Origin of the sequence: Prochlorococcus marinus str. MIT 9107 (assembly GCF_000759855.1) — a bacterium.
GTDB lineage: Bacteria > Cyanobacteriota > Cyanobacteriia > PCC-6307 > Cyanobiaceae > Prochlorococcus_A > Prochlorococcus_A marinus_N.
On the sequence record NZ_JNAI01000009.1, the window covers coordinates 86,354 to 106,585 of the forward strand.

Sequence of the window (20,232 nt, forward strand, 5' to 3'; positions counted from 1 at the left end):
CTATCTTCCTAAAAGTGAAAATCCATGACTATCAGTGCCACATGATTTAAGCATTGAATATCTATCAGTTAATTCATCGATTTTGTCACAAATAAAATTACTGGCTTGCCATATTGGATTGAGGTTATAGTCATACCAAACCTCAATCCCATTAACCTTATTTTTGTGGGCTTCTGGAATTAAGATGTTAAATGGAATTCTATATCTAGCAGGATGAGCTAAAAATGATAAACCACCAGCAAGTTCTATTGCTCTTGCGACAGAATTTATTTGCAAATCGTTTCCTATTGGAGATTCACCTAAAATATATGGTGAAAGAGACTCACTATTTATATTAATTCCCAAGCCTAAAACATGAACTAAACATCCCTTAAGTAAACAATTAATTTCAATACCAGGTATTAATCTGAATGAATTTTTTGGATATTTTTTTAATAAACCATTATCAGTTATATATTTGTGAGCCATTATTGAATGATGATCTGTAATTGATAAGAATTGAAGTTTGTTACGAAAAGCTTGATCTAATAAATCTTCAGGGCGCATACTTCCATCGCTAAAGTTAGTATGACAGTGAAAATTTATAATATGAGGACAACTATATTTATCGATTTTTGAGGTTAAATCTATTAACTCTTCTTTATCCATAAATAAAAAGTTTTTAAAATTTTGATATTGAATTTATTAAACTATCAACTTTTTCCCAATCCGTTAGTTCATATGTTTTTGAAGTGTCTTTGGGACCATTAGTTATAAACATAATAAATAGAATTGCTAATTTATTTAGTGTATCTAAGCTTGGATAATCTAATCTCCCTGCGAAAACCTCCTTGACTGTAGGTTCCCATTTGACTTTTTTTAAGAATTTTACAACATATGGATTTGTTTCAGGAGTTGATTTTTCAGGTTTTCTTGCTGTTAAGTTTAAAGAAAAGAAAGCAGTTTTTACCTTGTCTAATTTTTCAATATTTTGTTGAATAAATTTGTAAACATTTTTTCTATGGTATCCATACCTAACGCTTGCGCCAATAACAATTTCCTCAAAATCATTTAAATCATAATCAGCTGAATCTTCAACTGAAATAATACTTACTTTTTTTCTTCCTTTTAATTTTTTATAAATGTAATTGCAAATTTCTTTAGTATGTCCATCAACAGTGGAATATATAATAAGAAGTTTTGATTTTCTCCAGAACACTATAAAAGGAAATTAATTAAAACTTATTTTAATTCGAATTAACCCTAAAATCCTACAATATCAACTTCTATGAATATTTTATATAAATTCTGATTAATCATTATTAAAAAAATTAAAAATGTCATTGGCAGTATTAGCTCCAAGTCCCTTTACTTTCATTAGATCTTGCTTACTAGCGATCCTAATGGCATCTACAGAATTAAAATGCTCCAATAATTCCTTTATTCTTGAAGAACCTAATCCAGGGATTTGCGTTAATTGTGATCTAGTCATTCTTTTGGATCTTTTATTTCGATGAAATGAAAGTGCAAATCTATGAGCCTCATCTCTTAATCTCCTAAGAAGCATAACCCCTTTTTGATTCATATCTGTATTAAGAGGTTTTGATAATCCTGGAACATATATTTCTTCTTTCTTTTTTGATAAAGAACATAAAATTACATCTTTCTCTAGATTAAGATCTTCTAAAGCTTTCATAGCGGAATTTAGTTGTCCTTTTCCCCCATCTATCATTACTAAATCAGGCCAATCTGAAAAAAGTTGATTATTAAAAGTTTTATTTTTTGAATTCATAAGATAACTAAGATCACCTCCATCATTCTTATATCTTGACCATTTTTTAAATCTTCTATAAATCACTTCATATATAGATGCATAATCATCACTATGACCAATATAGACATTATTATCTTTTATTTTATATTTTCTATAATTTTGTTTAGATGGTATACCATCTATAAATACAACCTGAGAAGCTACTGGGTCGGAGCCTTGAATGTGACTAATATCATATCCCTCTATTCTTTTTGGATGAGTATTTAATTCTAGTATTTGAGATAAATCTTCAATCGCAGATTCATTATCTTGAATTCCATTTAATATCCTATTTAATTCTAACTTGGCATTTTTTTTAACCATTTCTATAGTTTTTAATTTATTACTTCTTTTTGGATTGAAAATATTAACTTTTTTTTGTTTTATGTGAGAAAGCCATTCTTCAATTGTTTGTTTATTTGTAAATTCGTATTGAACTAAAATTTCAGATGGTATTTCTATTTCATCTACATTTATATAGTGCTCTTCAAAAACTCTTTGTAGAATCTCACTTTCGCTAGAGCCTTCTAATTTTTGACTATATCCAATTCTTCCAATTAATTTACCAGATCTCATTTGAAATATTTGAATACTTGCTATATTTTTCTCCGATACAATTCCAAAGATATCTCTATTTATCGAAGAATCTGGTACTGATATTTTTTGAGCTTCTGTTAATAATTTAAGACCGTTAATTTGATCTCTTATTTTTGCAGCTTTTTCATACTGTAAATCATTAGAGAAGTAAGCCATTTTATTTTCTAAAATTTTAATTAAATCATCATTTCTTCCTTGAAATATCATTGAGGCTTGTTTTATAATTTTTCTATATTCCTCTGATGAAATTTTTTCGAGATCAACCCCAGTAATTTCTCTATAAAACGACTTTGATAATTTACTATGCCTTAAAGGAAATATTTTCTTAATTAAAAATAAAGTATTTCTTAAAAGACCTACATCAACGTAAGGTCCGTAATATTTATCTAAATAATTTCTATTTCTCCTTTTTCTAGTAATAAATATTCGTGGATATTTCTCACTCCAAGTTATACATAGATATGGATATTTCTTATCGTCCTTTAAAAGAATATTAAAATATGGTTTGTTTGTTTTTATTAAATTTGACTCTAAATTAAGTGCTTCATATTCACTATCTGTAATTATTATTTCGATTTCAGTTATTTGACGAACCATTAAACTTAATCTTGGAGTTAAATCTGAAAAATTATTGAAATAACTACTTACCCTACTTCGAAGTTTTTTTGATTTGCCAATATAAAGTAAATTATTATTTATATCTTTAAAAAGATAACAGCCAGATGATTTTGGAATTTCAGATAATCTTGATTTTAATAACTGCTTATTATTAATTAATTTATATTCAATTTTGAAATTATATTTTTTATCTATTTCTTCAGTAGAGGAAAAACTCATTTATAGTTGTTAACCTCCATAATTCCAACCAGTTGAACTTAAATTAAGTGAATCAACATCATTATTCAAATAAGCAGATTTAACTTCACCTACAAAAACGGTATGGTCTCCATGCATAACATTACCAACGACTTCACATTCAACTCCACCCACACTATCAACTAAAATTGGTAAACCATTATCACCTAGATTGAATTCAACAGATTCGAATCTACCTCCTAATGCTTTTTGAGGTTTAAAGAAAACAGCTGCTAGATCTTTTTGATCACTTTTAAGAACATTTAGTGAAAACTTATTTGTAGATTTTATTATTTCATGACTAGACCCATCTCCTCTAACTGCCATAACAACTAATGGGGGGGTAAAGGAACCTTGGGTAACCCAGCTAGCAGTAAATCCATTTACTTCATTTTTATATTCGTCTCTTACACCACAAATGAATAATCCATGAGGTATTTTTCTTAATAAGATTTTTTTTGCTTCTAGATTTAATGTCATAATTAATTTATCTAATAGACTTATTTTAACTAAATTTCTTATTCGATCATAATAAATTCATGAAAATTCTTTATCCAGGTACATTTGATCCTCTAACAAATGGCCATTTAGATTTAATTGAAAGGGCTGATAAATTATTTGGTAATGTTATTGTTGCTGTTTTAGAAAATACTACTAAAACTCCTACATTTAATCTTCAAAAAAGAATATTACAAATAAAAAATGCTCTTTCTCACTTGGATAATGTAGATGTAATTTCTTATTCAGGACTAACTGTTGACTGTGCAAAAGATTTAAAAGCCAATATTATTCTTAGAGGCTTAAGAGCTATGAGTGATTTTGAATATGAACTACAGATAGCTCATACAAATAAATCTTTAAATAATGAAATTGAAACTTTATTTTTATCGACAAATACAAAGTTCAGTTTTCTTAGTAGTTCTTTAGTAAAGGAAGTTGCAAAATTTGGTGGTGAAATTAGTCATATGGTACCACCATCGGTTGAAATAGATTTAAAGGAATATTTTAAATAACTTTTATTTACAAGATTTCATGTAATAAATTTCATTTAATAATTTAAATACTTTATCTTTATCAATATTATTTGAATTTTGAATAATGCTAATTATTATTGGCTTCTCGTGTTTGTATAGATATCCTGATAATGCAAAGACATTTGAAAGGGTCCCTGTTTTTCCGAAGAACTTTCCTGATAATTGCGTATTTACAAATTCTTTACCTAATGTTCCTCTAACACCCATAATTGAAAGTGTTGATTGATAAGCTTTAAAATTTTTAGAGTATTTCATCTTATCTAAAAATAAAACTATTAACTTTGTAGTAATTTTATTTTTTCTAGACAGTCCACTAGCGTCTGCAAAGATAGTATTAAAAACTGGTAGACCTTTTTTTTCTAACCATTTTTTTAATTTAATATAATCATTATCATTCCATGTATTAGATGCATTTTTAAAAAGTGATTCTGCAGTAAAATTATGACTTTCAGAATTTGTTAGAGTTAATAAAGAGAGTATTGGATTAGAATAAACGGTATTTATCTCTAAAGAATCTTTTAAATAAAATAATTTTTTTGAATCAAAAAAATTAAGATTTATATTTGAATTTAAAAACTTATTATTTAAATAGTTTTCAATAAAATTACTAAGAGTATAGACATTATCATAATTATTGTTATTACTTTCTATTGCCAGAGATGTAATAGGTGAGCCATATTTATAAAGTTTATCAGTATTTGTCCAACCATTAGGCCAATATAATCTTGGATCTATTTCAACAATATTAAAATTAATATTTTTATTTACTATAACCTTTGAAATTAGTTCAACTATATCGTCATAATTTAAATCTGGATCACCTTGACCAACCAAATAATAATTGTTTTTATTTTTTTTTAATAATGTAGTTTTTAAATTATTATTTAATTTATATTTATTTAAAACATACGCAGATGAAAATAGTTTTAGATTTGATGCCGGCGTCCTTAATACTTCATCATTATATGAACTAATTAATTTACCATTATTATTCATAATAGATACACTGAAAGTATCATCAAGTGTTTTATTCAATAATGCATCATAGTTAGGACAATTTTTGTTACTAGTAATTATTCCAGGAAAATTAAAATAAATACTATTTAGTATCCTTATTTTTTGATTTATTAGTAAATACCTTATTAAGAAAGGAGATGTTACTAATACAAGAAAAATTACGAAAATTGAATAAATTCTTTTTATCACATTCAATCTATAAATTTACAAAAATGGTTTCATTGTCGGGTTTAATCTCAAATTCTTTTTTAAAATAATATTTTTGGTTTTCTTCTTTGAAAAGCAACCAGTTATTTGGATAAATATGCATAAGAGCTGCTTTATTTAAAGGCTGAAGAAAATAAATATTTTTCCATGTTTTAACAAAGGTTTTACGTCTTTCTCTAATAACACTTCCTATCCCAATATTCGCATCTTCAAATTTTGGATTTAATGAATAGTGAGTTCCTTTATAATTATCAGACATCGGTTCAAATGAATCAAAATCATAAGGCTGAGGTATCATCGATATCATTGCACTATCAATATTATTTATGTTATTTGATTCATTAAATGATTTAAAAGTAAAGATTTTATCTTTGATATCTGGATAGTCTCTTTGAGCCAAAGCTACCGAACCTTGATCAGCAAATGTTATGTATACATTATTATTTTTAGCTAATAACTTGTAAATAGTTATTCCAATTCTGTTAAATTTTAATCCTTCAAAATTAAATTCTATTGTAAATCTTTTTTTTGAATCTAATAAACTTGGAATAATTGCATCCTCCATATTTTTAATAGATTCGTTTAGATCCTTAGGTAGTCTGTAATTAGTTTCCATTAAAATTTTTCAATACATATATGAATAAGTTCTAAAAATTTATCTATTTCTGACTTATTGTTTATTGAACCTAAAGTAACACGAATATTTGAATATAGTTCATCATCCTTAAAACCAATATTTTTAAGAGTTGAGCTAGGTTTCCCTGATGAGCTTGAACATGCACTTCCACTACTTATTGCAATATTGTTTTCTGACATGAAATTAACAATCTTATAGGCTTTAATAGGCTCAAATCGATTATTTAATACTAGAAATGAAATATGATTGGGAAGCCTATGTTTTATACTGCCGGTAATCTTTATGTGATTATTATTCTCAATTTTTTGAAAAAAATAATTTTTAAGTTTATTAATATTATTTGAAGGAAATTCAGTTATGTAATCATATAATTTTATTTTTCCTTTAATATTTTTTAATGATTCGTACATTCCAGCTATTAATGGCAAAGCTTGTGTACCTTGTCTAATTGAATATTCCTGAGTAAGTGATATGTCATTATTTTTTAAAATTAATCTAGACTTTTCTTTTGTTAAAAGAATTCCGATACCTTTTGGACCACCAAATTTATGAGCAGATAAACTTAAAAGGTCACAATTAAGATCTTTCCAACTGAATATTCCATTACTTAATATTTGAGTTCCATCTAAATGAAATATTATATTTAACTCTTTACATTTTGAACCTATTAATTGAACAGGTTGTATTGTACCAATTTCACTTTGTCCCCATATAATTGATGCTAGCTTAGTTTCTTTAGTTAACGTTTTATCAATATTAGAAATATTTAAAATCCCATCATTATTGACGGTCCATTCACATATTTCCCAACTTTGTTCTCTTAGTTTATTAGCACATATAGTTGTTGCTTGATGTTCAACATTTGAAATAACAACTCTACCTTTTTTAAAGGTCTCATAAATATTACTAAATATAATATTTGTAGATTCCGAAGAACCAGATGTAAAAATTATATCCTCTGGTTCTGCATCAAATTTATAAGCAATTTTAGATCTAATTTTTTCAAGATATGTAGAGCATTTTATCCCTGGCCCATATGTAGATGATGGATTATACCAATAATTTCTATAAGTTGAATTTATTACATTTAAAACATTCTCAGATAATGGAGTTGTAGATGCATTATCTAAATAGATAAAATTATTTTCCATTATTTTACTAAGATTGATCCTGAGAATACCTTTTTAGCATTACCGGTCATAATGACTTCACAGTCTTCTTTTGACCAATCAATCTTAAGATTACCTCCTGGTAAAGTTACTATTGTTTCAGAATTACAAAGACCTAATTTATAAGCTGCTACATGAATAGCACAAGCTCCTGTTCCACAGGCTAAGGTTGGTCCTGCTCCTCTCTCCCATACTTTTACTTTGATATTATCTTTATTTAGTATTTGACAAAAATGAACATTAGTTTTTTCTGGAAATAATTCATTTTTTTCAAATATAGGACCAAGTCTAGAAAGAACAATTGAATCTAAGTCTTGTACAAAGAATATTAAATGAGGATTTCCCATTCCTACTGCATAACCTTTTTTATTAAAATTTTTCTCAATAAAATCATGTGTAGGAACTGAATTGATTTTTTTTTCAATTTTTGTAGGAATATTTTGACTATCTAAAATTGGAACTCCCATTTTTACTGTAATTTCATCATTTATATATTTAGCAATTTTTAAACCTGCTTTAGTCTCAATTTTATATTCAGTATTTTTATTCTTAATTGAATCATTTAAATGTAGATACTTAACTAAACATCTAATTCCATTTCCACACATTTGTGCCTCAGAACCATCAGAATTAAAGATTATCATTTTTGCATAATTATTTTCTTTAGGTTCTTCTATGAAAATTACACCATCTGCTCCAATACCAAATTGCCTGTTACAAATTTTTTTTATATCAAGAAATTTATTTGTCTTGTAATTTTTATATAAATCATTTCTTCTGGAATCAATTATTAAAAAATCATTTCCATTTCCTTGATATTTTTCAAAAGTTATATTTTTCATTTGTAAAACATATATTTTAAATTTTAATTATAAATTATTCCTTTTAACAATCTATTTCTATTTTATATAATGGATATTAAAATAAAAATTTAATAAATAAGAATTAAGTGATTTATCCTGATAAAAAATATGAAGCTGATATTAATTTATATAATCCATCTGAAATAGAAAAAAAATGGCAGTCAATATGGACTGAAAATAATTTATATAAAACCGATGAATTAACTGAGAATGACGAGAAATTTTACGCCTTATCAATGTTCCCCTACCCATCAGGTAATCTTCATATGGGACATGTTAGGAATTATGTAATTACAGACTTAATTGCTCGGTTTCATAGGTTTAAAGGAAAAACTGTTTTGCATCCTATGGGTTGGGACGCATTTGGTTTGCCTGCAGAGAATGCAGCGATTGAAAGAGGAATTAGTCCAAGTGTCTGGACTAAAAAAAATATTACTCATATGAAATCACAATTAATGCTTTTGGGACTATCAGTTGATTGGGATAAGGAATTTGCAACCTGTGATGAAAATTATTATATTTGGACTCAATATCTTTTTTTAGAGTTATACAAGGCAGGTCTTGTGTATCAAAAGGAATCAGAAGTTAATTGGGATCCTATAGATAATACAGTCTTAGCGAATGAACAAGTTGACTCAGAGGGTAAATCGTGGAGATCTGGAGCAATAGTTGAAAAGAAATTATTAAAGCAATGGTTTTTAAGGATTACTAATTATGCAGATGAGTTATTAAAGGATTTAGAAAAATTAGATAAATGGCCAGAGAGAGTAAAAACAATGCAAGATAATTGGATTGGAAAGTCAATTGGTACAAATATTAATTTTAATATTAATACCAATCCAAAAGAAAGAATAACTGTATTCACAACAAGACCAGATACTTTATTTGGAGTTACCTATTTGGCAATTTCGGTTAATCATTCATTAATTAAAAATATTTCTGATCAAGCCACCTTAGACGAAATAGAAAAACTTAAACAATATTTAAAAAATAATAAAAACAATGAATTCGACAAAATTGGTATAAAAACTAGCTTAATAGCTATAAATCCAGTAAATTCAGAATCTATACCTGTTTGGGTAGCTAGTTATGTTCTTGATGAATACGGAACAGGAGCTGTTATGGGTGTACCTGCTCACGATCTAAGGGATTTTGAATTCGCTAAGAAATACAATATTGATATTAAACAGGTAATAATAAAAGAAATAAGTGAATCAAAGAAAGAACTTGATAATGCTTATTTAGAAAATGGATATCTTATTAATTCAGATCAATACGACGGCATTACAAATGCTATTGCTAAATTAAAAATTTCAGAGGAGGGCGTAAAGCAAGGATGGGCTAAAAATAAGATTCAATATCGTCTAAGAGATTGGTTAATATCTAGACAAAGATATTGGGGATGTCCCATCCCAATAGTTAATTGTAAAAAGTGTGGTTCTATACCTTTAAAACAATCCGAATTACCAGTTATCTTGCCAAAAGATATAGATATATCGGCTAATAAGATTAATTCTCTAGGTGATAATAATAATTGGATCAATACAACATGTCCAAAATGTGGAATACCTGCAAAAAAAGAAACCGATACGATGGACACATTCATGTGTTCATCTTGGTATTTTTTAAGATATCCATCAAAATGTTCTAGTAAGCCATTTGAAAAGGATGCAATTAATAATTGGTTGCCTGTAGATCAATATGTGGGAGGAGTAGAGCACGCAATATTACATTTGTTATATGCCAGATTCTTCACTAAAGCCCTTCGAGATAATGAATTGTTTGAAATTGATGAACCATTCAAAAAGCTCTTAACTCAAGGAATGGTTCAGGCTGCTGCCTATAAGAACAATAAAACGGGTAAATATGTTTCTCCCTCAGATATTATGGACCTATCAAATCCTACAGATCCAATTGACAATTCAAAACTTGAAGTTCTTTTTGAGAAGATGTCCAAATCAAAATATAATGGAATAGATCCTGAATCTGTAATTAAAAGATATGGAGCAGATACAGCAAGAATGTTTATATTATTTAAAGCACCGCCAGAAAAAGATTTGGAATGGGGAGATACAGATGTTGAAGGACAATTTAGATTTTTAAGTAGGATTTGGAAACTATATATAAATTGCGAAAAAGATATAAATAATAAAAACAAGTCCTATCCAAATAAAGAAAAAACTTTAATAAAGTCAATGAATATAGCTATAAAAGAAATTACTAATGACATAATAAATAACCAATTTAATACTGCGATTTCAGAACTTATGAAATTTTATAATTCATTATCAAATTCTATAAATGAAGTAAATAATAATTTAAAAAAAGATGCTTTGAGAACATTTTGTATTTTGTTGGCTCCATTTGCTCCTCATATTGCAGAAGAAATATGGCATCTTATAGGATTTACAAATTCTGTTCATTTAGAAAAATGGCCTTCATTTAATGTCGAAGCACTAAAAGAAGATTCATATGAACTAGTAATACAAGTTAATGGAAAAGTTAGAGACAAGATAAATATTAATAATGAAATAAATGAAGATCAAATTAAGGATTTAACTCTTAAAAGACCTAACATATTAAAATGGACTAAAGATAAGGAAATAAGAAAAATAATTATTGTTAAAGGAAAAATTATTAATATAGTTGTTTAAGAATTTGTTTTTTTTATAACTAATGAATTTGGATTAGACCAATCGCCCTTGACTAAATAATCATCATTACCGAAACACATTTCACGGATTATAAAGAATATAGGTTCATTTACTGTATTATCAAATAATGATGTTATGTCATTTATGGAGTATTCTCCTCCTTGGTCTAACATATCACTTACTTTTTGTTGATAATCAATAATATTTGCTGCTGCTTTCTTTCCTGCTTCAACTCCTGGTTGATCATAAGCATTTATATTTACTAATTCAGCGTAGAAGGATACAGCTCTCTCAAATAAAGCGATTAACGCACCTAGTGAAAAACAATTTAATTCTTCTAATGTAATAGTTATACTTTGTCTATTTTCACTAGAAAGTGCTGATCTTGTTCCTTGCAAAAAACCAGAAAGATACTCTTTAGGATTATCATTATCATCAAAAATATTAGTCGAAGGAGAATCTAATAATTCTATAAAAATACAAAAGAAGTTATCAATCCCATCTCTCAGTTGCTGTACATAAGCATGTTGATCTGTAGATCCCTTATTACCAAAAACGGAAATACCTTGATTAACTACTTGACCATTTCTATTGAATTTCTTACCTAATGATTCCATTACTAATTGTTGAAGATATTTACTAAATACCTGTAACCTGTCTCTATAAGGTAAGACAACCATATCTCTTTTTCCAATGCCATCCCCAGTTAAATACCATGCAGATGACAATAATGCTGCGGGATTATTTTTAAAATTAGTTGAGCGAGTGGCCTCATCCATTAATGATGCCCCTCTAATAAATTCAAATATATTTTCTTGAATAAGTGCTAATGGAAGTAATCCAACTGAGCTGGTAATACTAGTTCTTCCTCCTACCCAATCATGTAAATTAAAAATTTTTAACCAATTTTCAGAAGTGGCTTTTTTAAATAACTTACTATCATTCATTGTTATAGCTATGGCATTATGATTCCATTCAAGAGTATTATTTTCACAATGACTTTTAATAATTTCCATAGCAATTCTAGGCTCAGGCGTACCTCCTGATTTACTTACTACTACGAACAATGTTGTAGATAATTTTTCAGACAATTCTTCTAACTTTTCGCTAATTAAAAAAGGATCAACATTATCGATATAAGAAAAATTTAATCCCTTAGAGCACTTTTGAAGTGACTCTGTAATAAGTAATGGGCCTAAAGCACTTCCGCCAATTCCTATCCATAGAACATCAGTATAGTTCTGATTATTCTTATTCTTGATATTTCCGCTTAAAATTTGTTTACCAAATTCAGAAATATCATTAATATCTGCCCTAATCTCTTCACTTATTTTAGAAGATGGAGAAATTTCTGGATTCCTTAGCCAATAATGTCCAACTTGTCTGTTTTCATCAATATTTGAGATAGCACCATTTTCTAATTCTTTTATTGATAAAAAAACATCAATAAATTTCTTTTCTAAAGTATTTATCTCTTCATTTGTGAAATTAATTTTGCTTATGTCTAACCAAATATTTAATTTTTTATCAAACCAAAGATAATTACAAAATTTATCCCAAGTATTTGAATCTCCATTCATTTTTTATCTTTTTATTTCTTTTATATTCTTAATTATATCTACCTATTAGTACTAAGATTTAAATCATTTAAATTTGTTTAAATATATTTTTTAAAATAATAATGTTTTTGAATATACACAATTAAAAAAGATGTTAAATTTTATCGAATCTGTATTTATCATTGGATAAACTACAAAATTTTGAATACATCATTTAATTACATTATTTCTCCTGAAATATCTAAATTTAAAAAATTTTCACCAAAATTAAAAATTGGTGTTCTTGCTTCTGGAAAAGGAACAAACTTTCAGGAGTTAATAAATCTGTCGCAAAAAAGTATATTAGACGTAGACATAAAAGTACTTATTACAAATAAAGACGATGCATATTGTATAAAAAGAGCAGACATTGCAGAAATACCACGAGAAATTATAAGAGATAAAGACTTTTCTCAAAATAAACTATTTGAATTGGAAATTATTAATGTTTTGATCAATTATGATGTCGAACTTGTAGTAATGGCTGGTTGGATGAAAATTGTTTCACCACTATTTATTAATAAATTTAAGAACAAAATTATTAATATTCACCCTTCATTACTTCCTGCATATAAAGGATCTTCTGCAATTAGGGATTCTTTATTAAATGGTTCAAAAATTACTGGTTGTTCAGTACATTTTGTTGAGGAAAAGGTTGATAGCGGTTCTCTTATAATGCAAGCTGCCTTACCCGTTTTAAATGACGACAATATTGAAACACTTTCAAAAAAAATACAAATACTCGAACATAAAATTTTACCTCATTCAATTTCACATGCTGGTTATTTAATAAGAAGTGATTTAAGGAAAGTTATTCGTTAATTCAAGACCATCGTCCATTGAAAATCCGCTCATAATATTTAAATTTTGTATGGCTTGCCCAGTCTGACCTTTTAACAAATTATCAATTACAGATAAAATAATAATTCTTCCATTTCGATTATCAACTTTTACAGATAGAAAAATTTGATTTGTATTTTTAACCCATTTGGTTGATGGGTATGTATCTACAGGTAAGACTTTTATATTTTTAAAGTTTCTATAGAAATTATCCAAAAGAATTCTGCAATCATCCGATGTCAAACCTGGATCTCTTAATCTCCCATATATAGTCGAATGCATACCTCTTGAAATTGGAATCAAGTGAGGAGTAAAAAGCAGTTCAATATTATTTCCCGATAATGAAGAAGCTATTTGCTCAATCTCTGAAGTATGTCTATGGTTTATCAATCCATATGCGGATAACCCTTCTCCACATTCTGATAACAATAACTTTTGGTTTGGTTCTCGCCCCCCTCCAGAAGTAGCACTTTTAGAATCAATTACTATACCTTCATTTTCAATTATTCCCTGTGAAAGGTAAGGAGCAAGTGGAATAAGAGCCGATGTTGGATAACATCCTGGACATGCAATTAATCTTCCTTTTGAAATGGATTCTTTATTTATTTCAGGAAGTCCGTAGACAGCCTCTTTACATAAATCATCATCATTCCTTTTATAAATAATAGCTTCTTTGGAATATACTTCTTTCCATTGATCTAGTGACTTATATCTATAATCAGCTGACAAATCAACAACCTTAACTCCTTTATCTAGTAATTTCCTTGTCAAGGTGGAGGATAGACCATTCGGTAAACAAAGCAAAGCGATATCTGCTTTGTTGGATATATTTTCTACTGAAATTTTTTCTATATAAGGATTAGTATCAAGTGAAATAAAAGGGAATTTATCATTCCACTTTGAGCCAGATGTTTTATTACCTCCTAAAAATGAGATTTTGTAGTTTTTATTTTTCTTTAAAAGATTTACCGCTTGAATGCCGCCGTAACCAGTAGCACCAACTATTGCAACATTCATTTCTTTGAATTGGCAGACTTTGAGATAGGATTATAAAGTGTTGAATTTAGGATAACTAACACACTTTTTTTCTATATTGATAGGAATAATGAAAGAAACAAGTCCCAAATCAAATAATGGAACAATTTTGGATAAAAATAAATCATTTAAAATTGAATTTGATCCTATCAGTGATGCATTAGCTGCAATAAGGAATGGTGAATGCATAATTGTTGTAGATGATGAAAGAAGAGAAAACGAGGGTGATTTAATTTGTGCTGCTCAGTTTGCGACTCCTCAACAAATTAATTTTATGGCTACTGAGGGTCGGGGTTTAATATGCCTTGCGATGCAAGGTGAAAAGCTAGACTCATTAGATTTACCTTTAATGGTAGATAGAAATACAGATAAGAATCAAACGGCATTTACCATATCAATTGATGCTGGCCCTGAAAATAACGTTTCCACTGGGATTTCAGCTGAAGACAGAGCAAAAACAATTCAAGTAGCAATAAACCCAAACACAAAACCTGAAGATTTAAGAAGGCCAGGACATATTTTTCCTTTAAGAGCTAAAAAAGGAGGGGTTTTAAAAAGGGCTGGTCATACAGAAGCAGCAGTAGATATTGCCGCAATGTCAGGTTTATATCCCGCTGGAGTAATTTGTGAAATACAAAATCCCGACGGTTCGATGTCAAGACTTCCACAACTTAAGGAGTATGCAAAACAATGGGGGATGAAATTAATATCAATAGCGGATTTAATAAGCTACCGATTTCAAAATGAGAGATTTGTTTTTAGAAAATCCGATGCTGTTCTTCCAAGTATTTTTGGGAATTTCAAAGCCTATGGATATATTAATGAACTTGATGGATCAGAGCATGTTGCATTAGTTAAACATAAATCAACAAAATTAAGCGAACCGGTTTTAGTAAGAATGCATTCAGAATGCTTAACTGGTGATGCTTTTGGATCATTACGTTGTGATTGTAGACCTCAGTTAGAGGCTGCTTTATCAAGAATAGAAAAGGAAGAAGAGGGTGTCGTTGTTTACTTAAGACAAGAAGGTAGAGGTATTGGTCTTATAAATAAATTAAAAGCTTATAGTTTACAGGATGGTGGACTAGACACAGTAGAAGCTAATGAAAAATTAGGATTTCCTGCTGATCTAAGAAATTATGGAGTAGGAGCACAGATATTAACTGATCTTGGTATAAAAAAATTAAAATTGTTAACAAATAATCCTAGAAAGATTGCTGGATTAGGTGGTTATGGAATTGAAGTTATTGAGAGAGTTCCATTAGTAATTTGTCCTAATGATAATAATGCAGAATATTTGAGTGTTAAGAAAACAAAGCTTGGCCACATGATTGATGAAGATAATTTTAATATCAGAAATATCGATCCTTTTATATCTATTTTTCTAGACGGAAAATATAAATCCATAGACCTAGTTCCAATAAAAAATAAAGTTATTAATTTCTGTAATGATCAAAATATTAATATTAAATTGGAAAGCACTCCAAGATTATTAGCATTTTGGAATCGACCAAAATTAGTTTGGAGAATCTTACATGATCGTGATAGAACTAATTCCAACATTACCGATGATGAAATAAAGAATATAGAACTATTTATTCAGTTCTTATCTCAATACGAAAATAGTACAAAGATTGGCATTATTGTTTCTAGAAATATTGAACAAGCACTTCATCCAAAAAGTAGCATAAAGCTTATTAATACTAAATTTACTATCAATAATGAAATCTTATATTCATCTACAAGAAAATTTAATTTAGATAAAGAGACATTTAGTATTGTTTTTGAAAACTAAGATTACTACTTTAGGCTTGCCTTTAAAATTCTTGAACCGTTAGTAAGCTTTAACACTACTTCCATATCATCTGTCTTTCCAAAAACAGTATGAACAGCATCTAGATGGGGTTGTGGTTCATAAACTATAAAAAACTGACTACCACCTGTATCCTTACCAGCATGTGCCATAGAAAGTGATCCTTTTAGATGTTTATTTGAATTGATTTCACATTTAATGTTATATCCAGGACCTCCAGTTCCAGGCATACCAGATGCTCCCTCTCGGGTATTTGGACATCCACCTTGGGCCATAAATCCAGGTATAACTCTGTGAAAGGCTAGACCATCGTAAAAACCATCACTTATCAACTTCTTGAAGTTATTAACAGTGTTTGGTGCATCATCAGAGAAAAATTCAATATTAATATTCCCAACTTCAGTTTCAAATAATGCTTTTGTCATTTTTATTTATATATTAAATTACTTAATATATTAATCCTTAAAGCAACTTTTCAAGGTTTTCCTTAATGGTATTAATATCGACTTTTTCTTTTTTATTAATTTCCTCTCCCCAATCACCAACTTCTAGGTTTTTCTGGGGTGGTGATATTAGTAACCTATCTTCGGCTGTTTTAGGAACAAAATTTTTCTCAACCAATTTACATTCATAATCTAACTTAGTACAAAAATCTTTTATTTCTTCTAGGTCGATCATTTCAACTGTCGGTAATGGAAAATCTTGAGCTTCTAGGAGACCACAGTATCTTGTTGCATCATCCTTGTCTTCAAAGACAAGAATAATAGTTCTTCCTTTAAGTTCAATTGAATGCATTCCTTCCTTATCTGTTCCTGAATTATATAAAAGAACAAATATATTCATAAGTATTAATTTTTCTATTTATATAATATTTGATTAAGAATCAGAAAGTGATAATTCTTGTAATCTTGTATATAAAGCAATTTCTTCATCATTAATATCAGCAGGGATAACAACCATGATTTCAACATATTGATCACCTACGTAATCTTCGAATGTTAAACCCCTACCCTTCAAACGTAACATTCTTCCGGTAGATGATTTTGGAGGCACTTGAAGGGTTACATTTCCTTCAAGAGTAGGAACCTCTACTGCACAACCAAGTAGAGCATCATGAGGAAATAACTCTAATTTATAAAGAACCCTCAAACCATCTATTCTTAGACCACTTGCCGTTTGAACTTTTAACTGTAGATAATGATCTTTCCCTCCTCTTGCAATATTTTCAAGTCTTAATCTCCAGCCATCTCCAGCGAATGCAGGTGTATCAACTTCAACGACAGTTTGATCTTCAAGTTCAATTAATATTGAAGCTCCTTTTAAGGCCTCTTCTGGAGTTAATTCGATAATTGTTTCAATATCATGATCGAGTTTAACTGGCGGTGGTTCCTCTGGAGATGTTGTAGGGTAATCATAATTATTGAATTGATTATTTTCAATATTTATGGATTCATCATCAAGTGGTTCATTATTGTATTCGTCGGGATTCTTAGGGTTGTATTCATATCCAAATAATGAATCTAGATAATCTTGAAAATCAGGAAATCCTGTTTGGAAATTATTATTTTCGTAATCATATTGGATATTTATATCAGAGCTTTCATTTCTTTTATTAGGATCTCTTAGGTATTCGTATGCTTCATTAATTAATTTGAATCTTTCTTCTGCATTTAGATCATTTTTATTTAGATCTGGATGCCATTTTCTTGCTTCTCTTCGAAAGGCCTTTTTAAGTTCTTTATTGTCGAAATCATAGGATAAACCCAAAATCGACAAATAGTCTTTTTTAGAGGAAATAGTCATTGTCCCATGGATCGTCATCCCTAGAATTACCATACCTCGAATTTCTAGAATTTCTATTCATTTGATTATCCCAAGGATCATCATCCCAGTAATCATCTGAAAAAAGTTCGTCTTTTAGTGATCCAAATGTATTTTTAATACCCTGTAATGGATTATTTTCAGTTTTCCTTTCTGCCGCAAATTTTTTATTTAAGCCAAATAATGCTTCTTGGAGAACGCTTACTGAAATTTCTAATTCTTGAGGATCATCATCATCTATGAATTCTTCAACATCTTCAATGGCTAATTCAACAGCTCGTTGTTGTCTTTCAGCTCCATAAGGTCCAAATTCTAATGATGCATCCCTAAGTCTTCTCTCTGCTTGGGCAATAAGAGTTAAGGCACTATTTTTTCTATCAATGACAGATCTCTTCTTTCTATCTTCATTAGCTTTTGATTTTGCTTCTTCAATTATCGAATTAATTTCTTGTTCATTTAAATTAGAGCCTCCAGAAATTGTGACAGCTTGCTTTCTTCCTGTTGTTCTGTCAGTTGCACTAACTTCTAATAGACCATTAGCATCAATATCAAAAGCAACTTGAACTTGTGGTATGCCTCTAGGTGCTGGTGGTATTCCTGATAACCTGAATTTACCAAGTGATTTATTTTCAGAAGCTAAAGGCCTTTCACCTTGCCTAACTTGAACAACAACTGAAGATTGATTAGCTTCTGATGTACTAAAAACATCAGATTGTCTTACAGGTATTGGAGTATTACGAGGAATAAGTACCTTCATAAGACCTCCAATTGTTTCTAACCCTAAAGATAAAGGTGTAACGTCGTTTAGCAATAAATCTTGTAAATCACCATTAATTATTCCGGATTGTATCGCAGCACCAATTGCAACAACTTCATCAGGATTAACAGATTGACAGGGCTCATTAGGAACAAGAGTCTTGACCAATTGTTGTACCATTGGGATTCTTGTGCTTCCTCCCACAAGAACAACCTCATCAATATCTTCTGCGTTCCATCCAGAGTCATTTAAGGCTATTTGAACAGGCTCTAATAACCTGTCTAGTAGATCTTGTGATAATGATTCAAATATTTTTCTATCTATTGTCTCTTCAATATGTAAGGGACCGTCTTTACTTGTAGTGATAAAGGGTAAAGAAATTTTTGTTTTAGGCAATCCAGATAATTCACATTTAGCTTTTTCAGCGGCTTCAGTTAATCTCTGCAAAGCTTGTCTATCCCTTCTTAGATCAATATTATATTTATCAAGAAATTTTTCAGCAAGCCAATCAACTATTTTTGAGTCGAAGTTATTTCCTCCTAGTTGAGTATCTCCACAGGTAGCTTTAACATCAAATACACCATTAGAAATTTTTAATAATGAAACATCAAATGTTCCTCCCCCTAAATCAAAAACCAAAACATTATTAGAGGAACTTTTTTCAAAACCATAAGCTAGAGCTGCAGCTGTAGGTTCATTTAGAATTCTATCTACTTTAATACCGGCTAAGATTGCAGAATCCTTGGTGGCTTGCCTTTGAGATTCATTAAAATAAGCAGGGACGGTAATAACAGCAGAGTCAATAGTATCTCCTAGATATGTTTCAGCATCATTAATTAATTTTCTAATTAAAGAGCTCACCAACTCTTCAGGAGCATATTCTCTTTTTGTATTGGGACTTAGAACCCTAACACTTCCAGTATTATTTGCCTTTACATTGTAAGGAACAGAAATACTATTATCATCTAGCTCATCCCAGTCGTTACCTATAAATCTTTTTAAATTATAAAATGTATTCTTAGGATTTAAAACAAGTTGTCTTCTCGCTTGGTCTCCTATTACTATTTCTTTGTCTTTTGTAAATCCAATTATTGAAGGTGTAGTTCTAGACCCCTCAGTATTTGCAATAACAATTGGACGCCCAGCTTCTATAACTCCTACAACAGAGTTAGTAGTACCTAAATCAATTCCAACTATTTGACCCATGATTTTAGATCGCTAAATTAAAGCAAAATTTACTAATAATTAAATTAATTTTTATCTTAGATATTTACATATAATAGTAAAAATGAAATATTTTCAACTGAATTTAAATAAATAAGATTATTTATAACCTTTAAAATCGATTAATATTTATTTTAAAATATCTTTTAAGAAATAATTGTTGATGTAATTAACCAAAATCAACTAAAATAAAACGGAGAGAGAGGGATTCGAACCCTCGATAAAGTTGCCCCTATACAGCATTTCCAGTGCTGCGCCTTCAACCACTCGGCCACCTCTCCCAAGAACACTATATTAACCCTTTGTCATCCCATTTTTG

18 protein-coding genes and 1 tRNA gene are annotated in these 20,232 nt (G+C 29.1%); 4 read left to right on the forward strand and 15 right to left on the reverse strand.

The annotated features are described in order from the left end of the window. The 4 genes from EU92_RS02870 to EU92_RS02855 form a co-directional block, all read right to left on the reverse strand. A complete protein-coding gene (locus EU92_RS02870; RefSeq protein WP_032514384.1) occupies window positions 1-648 on the reverse strand; it encodes a PHP domain-containing protein in 648 nt (215 codons plus the stop codon). 13 nt (window positions 649-661) lie between these two features. Continuing rightward, a complete protein-coding gene (gene hemG, locus EU92_RS02865; RefSeq protein WP_032514383.1) occupies window positions 662-1,198 on the reverse strand; it encodes a menaquinone-dependent protoporphyrinogen IX dehydrogenase in 537 nt (178 codons plus the stop codon). A gap of 93 nt (window positions 1,199-1,291) precedes the next feature. After that, window positions 1,292-3,226 (reverse strand): excinuclease ABC subunit UvrC, encoded by a 1,935-nt coding sequence (gene uvrC, locus EU92_RS02860; RefSeq protein ID WP_032514382.1) that lies wholly within the window; start codon window positions 3,224-3,226, stop codon window positions 1,292-1,294. Between the two features lie 9 nt (window positions 3,227-3,235). Next, the gene (locus EU92_RS02855; protein WP_032514381.1) at window positions 3,236-3,724 is read right to left on the reverse strand and encodes a flavin reductase family protein; all 489 of its coding nucleotides are present in this window, start codon (window positions 3,722-3,724) and stop codon (window positions 3,236-3,238) included. Window positions 3,725-3,783: 59 nt separating this feature from the next. On the opposite strand from EU92_RS02855, the gene coaD reads away from it, so the two are divergent. Next, window positions 3,784-4,257: a pantetheine-phosphate adenylyltransferase gene (gene coaD, locus EU92_RS02850; protein WP_032514380.1), complete on the forward strand. Its 474-nt coding sequence runs from the start codon at window positions 3,784-3,786 to the stop codon at window positions 4,255-4,257. Between the two features lie 3 nt (window positions 4,258-4,260). On the opposite strand, the gene EU92_RS02845 is transcribed toward coaD, so the two are convergent. The 4 genes from EU92_RS02845 to dapF are packed head-to-tail and all read right to left on the reverse strand — an operon-like array spanning window position 4,261 to window position 8,150. Beyond that, entirely contained in the window at window positions 4,261-5,484 is a 1,224-nt protein-coding gene (locus EU92_RS02845; RefSeq protein ID WP_032514492.1) for a D-alanyl-D-alanine carboxypeptidase, read from the reverse strand. A gap of 7 nt (window positions 5,485-5,491) precedes the next feature. After that, complete coding sequence (locus EU92_RS02840; protein WP_032514379.1) at window positions 5,492-6,118, reverse strand: DUF1995 family protein; 627 nt, start codon at window positions 6,116-6,118, stop codon at window positions 5,492-5,494. After that, on the reverse strand, window positions 6,118-7,290 hold the full coding sequence (locus tag EU92_RS02835; protein WP_032514378.1) for a cysteine desulfurase family protein: 1,173 nt from the start codon (window positions 7,288-7,290) through the stop codon (window positions 6,118-6,120). Before EU92_RS02835 ends, EU92_RS02840 begins: the two co-directional genes overlap by 1 nt. Then, window positions 7,290-8,150 carry a diaminopimelate epimerase gene (gene dapF, locus EU92_RS02830; protein ID WP_032514377.1) on the reverse strand — a complete coding sequence of 287 codons (861 nt, stop codon included), beginning with the start codon at window positions 8,148-8,150 and terminating at the stop codon, window positions 7,290-7,292. Before dapF ends, EU92_RS02835 begins: the two co-directional genes overlap by 1 nt. 107 nt (window positions 8,151-8,257) lie before the next feature. Here dapF and leuS point away from each other — a divergent pair, with 107 nt between their 5' ends. Then, window positions 8,258-10,825 carry a leucine--tRNA ligase gene (leuS, locus tag EU92_RS02825; protein ID WP_032514376.1) on the forward strand — a complete coding sequence of 856 codons (2,568 nt, stop codon included), beginning with the start codon at window positions 8,258-8,260 and terminating at the stop codon, window positions 10,823-10,825. Here the strand turns inward: leuS and EU92_RS02820 are convergent. Further along, window positions 10,822-12,405 carry a glucose-6-phosphate isomerase gene (locus EU92_RS02820; protein WP_032514375.1) on the reverse strand — a complete coding sequence of 528 codons (1,584 nt, stop codon included), beginning with the start codon at window positions 12,403-12,405 and terminating at the stop codon, window positions 10,822-10,824. The genes leuS and EU92_RS02820 overlap by 4 nt on opposite strands. 180 nt (window positions 12,406-12,585) lie before the next feature. Here EU92_RS02820 and purN point away from each other — a divergent pair, with 180 nt between their 5' ends. Next, window positions 12,586-13,245, forward strand: coding sequence for a phosphoribosylglycinamide formyltransferase (purN, locus tag EU92_RS02815; RefSeq protein ID WP_032514374.1), 660 nt, complete (start codon window positions 12,586-12,588; stop codon window positions 13,243-13,245). Here purN and argC read toward each other — a convergent pair. Next, a complete protein-coding gene (argC, locus tag EU92_RS02810) occupies window positions 13,225-14,280 on the reverse strand; it encodes an N-acetyl-gamma-glutamyl-phosphate reductase (RefSeq protein ID WP_032514373.1) in 1,056 nt (351 codons plus the stop codon). The two genes, purN and argC, sit on opposite strands and share 21 nt — an antisense overlap. 88 nt (window positions 14,281-14,368) lie before the next feature. Between argC and ribBA the strand changes: the two genes are divergently transcribed. Further along, the gene (ribBA, locus tag EU92_RS02805) at window positions 14,369-16,093 is read left to right on the forward strand and encodes a bifunctional 3,4-dihydroxy-2-butanone-4-phosphate synthase/GTP cyclohydrolase II (protein ID WP_032514372.1); all 1,725 of its coding nucleotides are present in this window, start codon (window positions 14,369-14,371) and stop codon (window positions 16,091-16,093) included. Between the two features lie 5 nt (window positions 16,094-16,098). On the opposite strand, the gene EU92_RS02800 is transcribed toward ribBA, so the two are convergent. From EU92_RS02800 to EU92_RS02780, 5 genes are all read right to left on the reverse strand, one after another. Then, window positions 16,099-16,536, reverse strand: a complete 438-nt coding sequence (locus tag EU92_RS02800; RefSeq protein ID WP_032523582.1) for a peptidylprolyl isomerase — start codon at window positions 16,534-16,536, stop codon at window positions 16,099-16,101. A 37-nt stretch (window positions 16,537-16,573) separates the two neighbouring features. Then, entirely contained in the window at window positions 16,574-16,954 is a 381-nt protein-coding gene (locus EU92_RS02795) for a DUF3110 domain-containing protein (RefSeq protein WP_032514370.1), read from the reverse strand. Between the two features lie 33 nt (window positions 16,955-16,987). Further along, entirely contained in the window at window positions 16,988-17,947 is a 960-nt protein-coding gene (locus EU92_RS02790) for a DnaJ C-terminal domain-containing protein (RefSeq protein WP_032514369.1), read from the reverse strand. Then, the gene (gene dnaK / locus EU92_RS02785; RefSeq protein WP_032523583.1) at window positions 17,898-19,895 is read right to left on the reverse strand and encodes a molecular chaperone DnaK; all 1,998 of its coding nucleotides are present in this window, start codon (window positions 19,893-19,895) and stop codon (window positions 17,898-17,900) included. Before dnaK ends, EU92_RS02790 begins: the two co-directional genes overlap by 50 nt. 212 nt (window positions 19,896-20,107) lie before the next feature. Continuing rightward, window positions 20,108-20,194 (reverse strand) — tRNA-Ser (locus EU92_RS02780). Between the last annotated feature and the right edge of the window lie 38 nt (window positions 20,195-20,232).

Excerpts from the sequence above, each read along its gene's own strand:
- EU92_RS02870 (WP_032514384.1), bottom strand. The coding sequence starts at position 648 with ATGGATAAAGAAGAGTTAATAGATTTAACCTCAAAAATCGATAAATAT.
- uvrC (WP_032514382.1), bottom strand. The coding sequence starts at position 3,226 with ATGAGTTTTTCCTCTACTGAAGAAATAGATAAAAAATATAATTTCAAA.
- EU92_RS02855 (WP_032514381.1), bottom strand. The coding sequence starts at position 3,724 with ATGACATTAAATCTAGAAGCAAAAAAAATCTTATTAAGAAAAATACCT.
- coaD (WP_032514380.1), top strand. The coding sequence starts at position 3,784 with ATGAAAATTCTTTATCCAGGTACATTTGATCCTCTAACAAATGGCCAT.
- EU92_RS02840 (WP_032514379.1), bottom strand. The coding sequence starts at position 6,118 with ATGGAAACTAATTACAGACTACCTAAGGATCTAAACGAATCTATTAAA.
- EU92_RS02835 (WP_032514378.1), bottom strand. The coding sequence starts at position 7,290 with ATGGAAAATAATTTTATCTATTTAGATAATGCATCTACAACTCCATTA.
- dapF (WP_032514377.1), bottom strand. The coding sequence starts at position 8,150 with ATGAAAAATATAACTTTTGAAAAATATCAAGGAAATGGAAATGATTTT.
- EU92_RS02820 (WP_032514375.1), bottom strand. The coding sequence starts at position 12,405 with ATGAATGGAGATTCAAATACTTGGGATAAATTTTGTAATTATCTTTGG.
- argC (WP_032514373.1), bottom strand. The coding sequence starts at position 14,280 with ATGAATGTTGCAATAGTTGGTGCTACTGGTTACGGCGGCATTCAAGCG.
- ribBA (WP_032514372.1), top strand. The coding sequence starts at position 14,369 with ATGAAAGAAACAAGTCCCAAATCAAATAATGGAACAATTTTGGATAAA.
- EU92_RS02800 (WP_032523582.1), bottom strand. The coding sequence starts at position 16,536 with ATGACAAAAGCATTATTTGAAACTGAAGTTGGGAATATTAATATTGAA.
- EU92_RS02795 (WP_032514370.1), bottom strand. The coding sequence starts at position 16,954 with ATGAATATATTTGTTCTTTTATATAATTCAGGAACAGATAAGGAAGGA.
- EU92_RS02790 (WP_032514369.1), bottom strand. The coding sequence starts at position 17,947 with ATGGTAATTCTAGGGATGACGATCCATGGGACAATGACTATTTCCTCT.
- dnaK (WP_032523583.1), bottom strand. The coding sequence starts at position 19,895 with ATGGGTCAAATAGTTGGAATTGATTTAGGTACTACTAACTCTGTTGTA.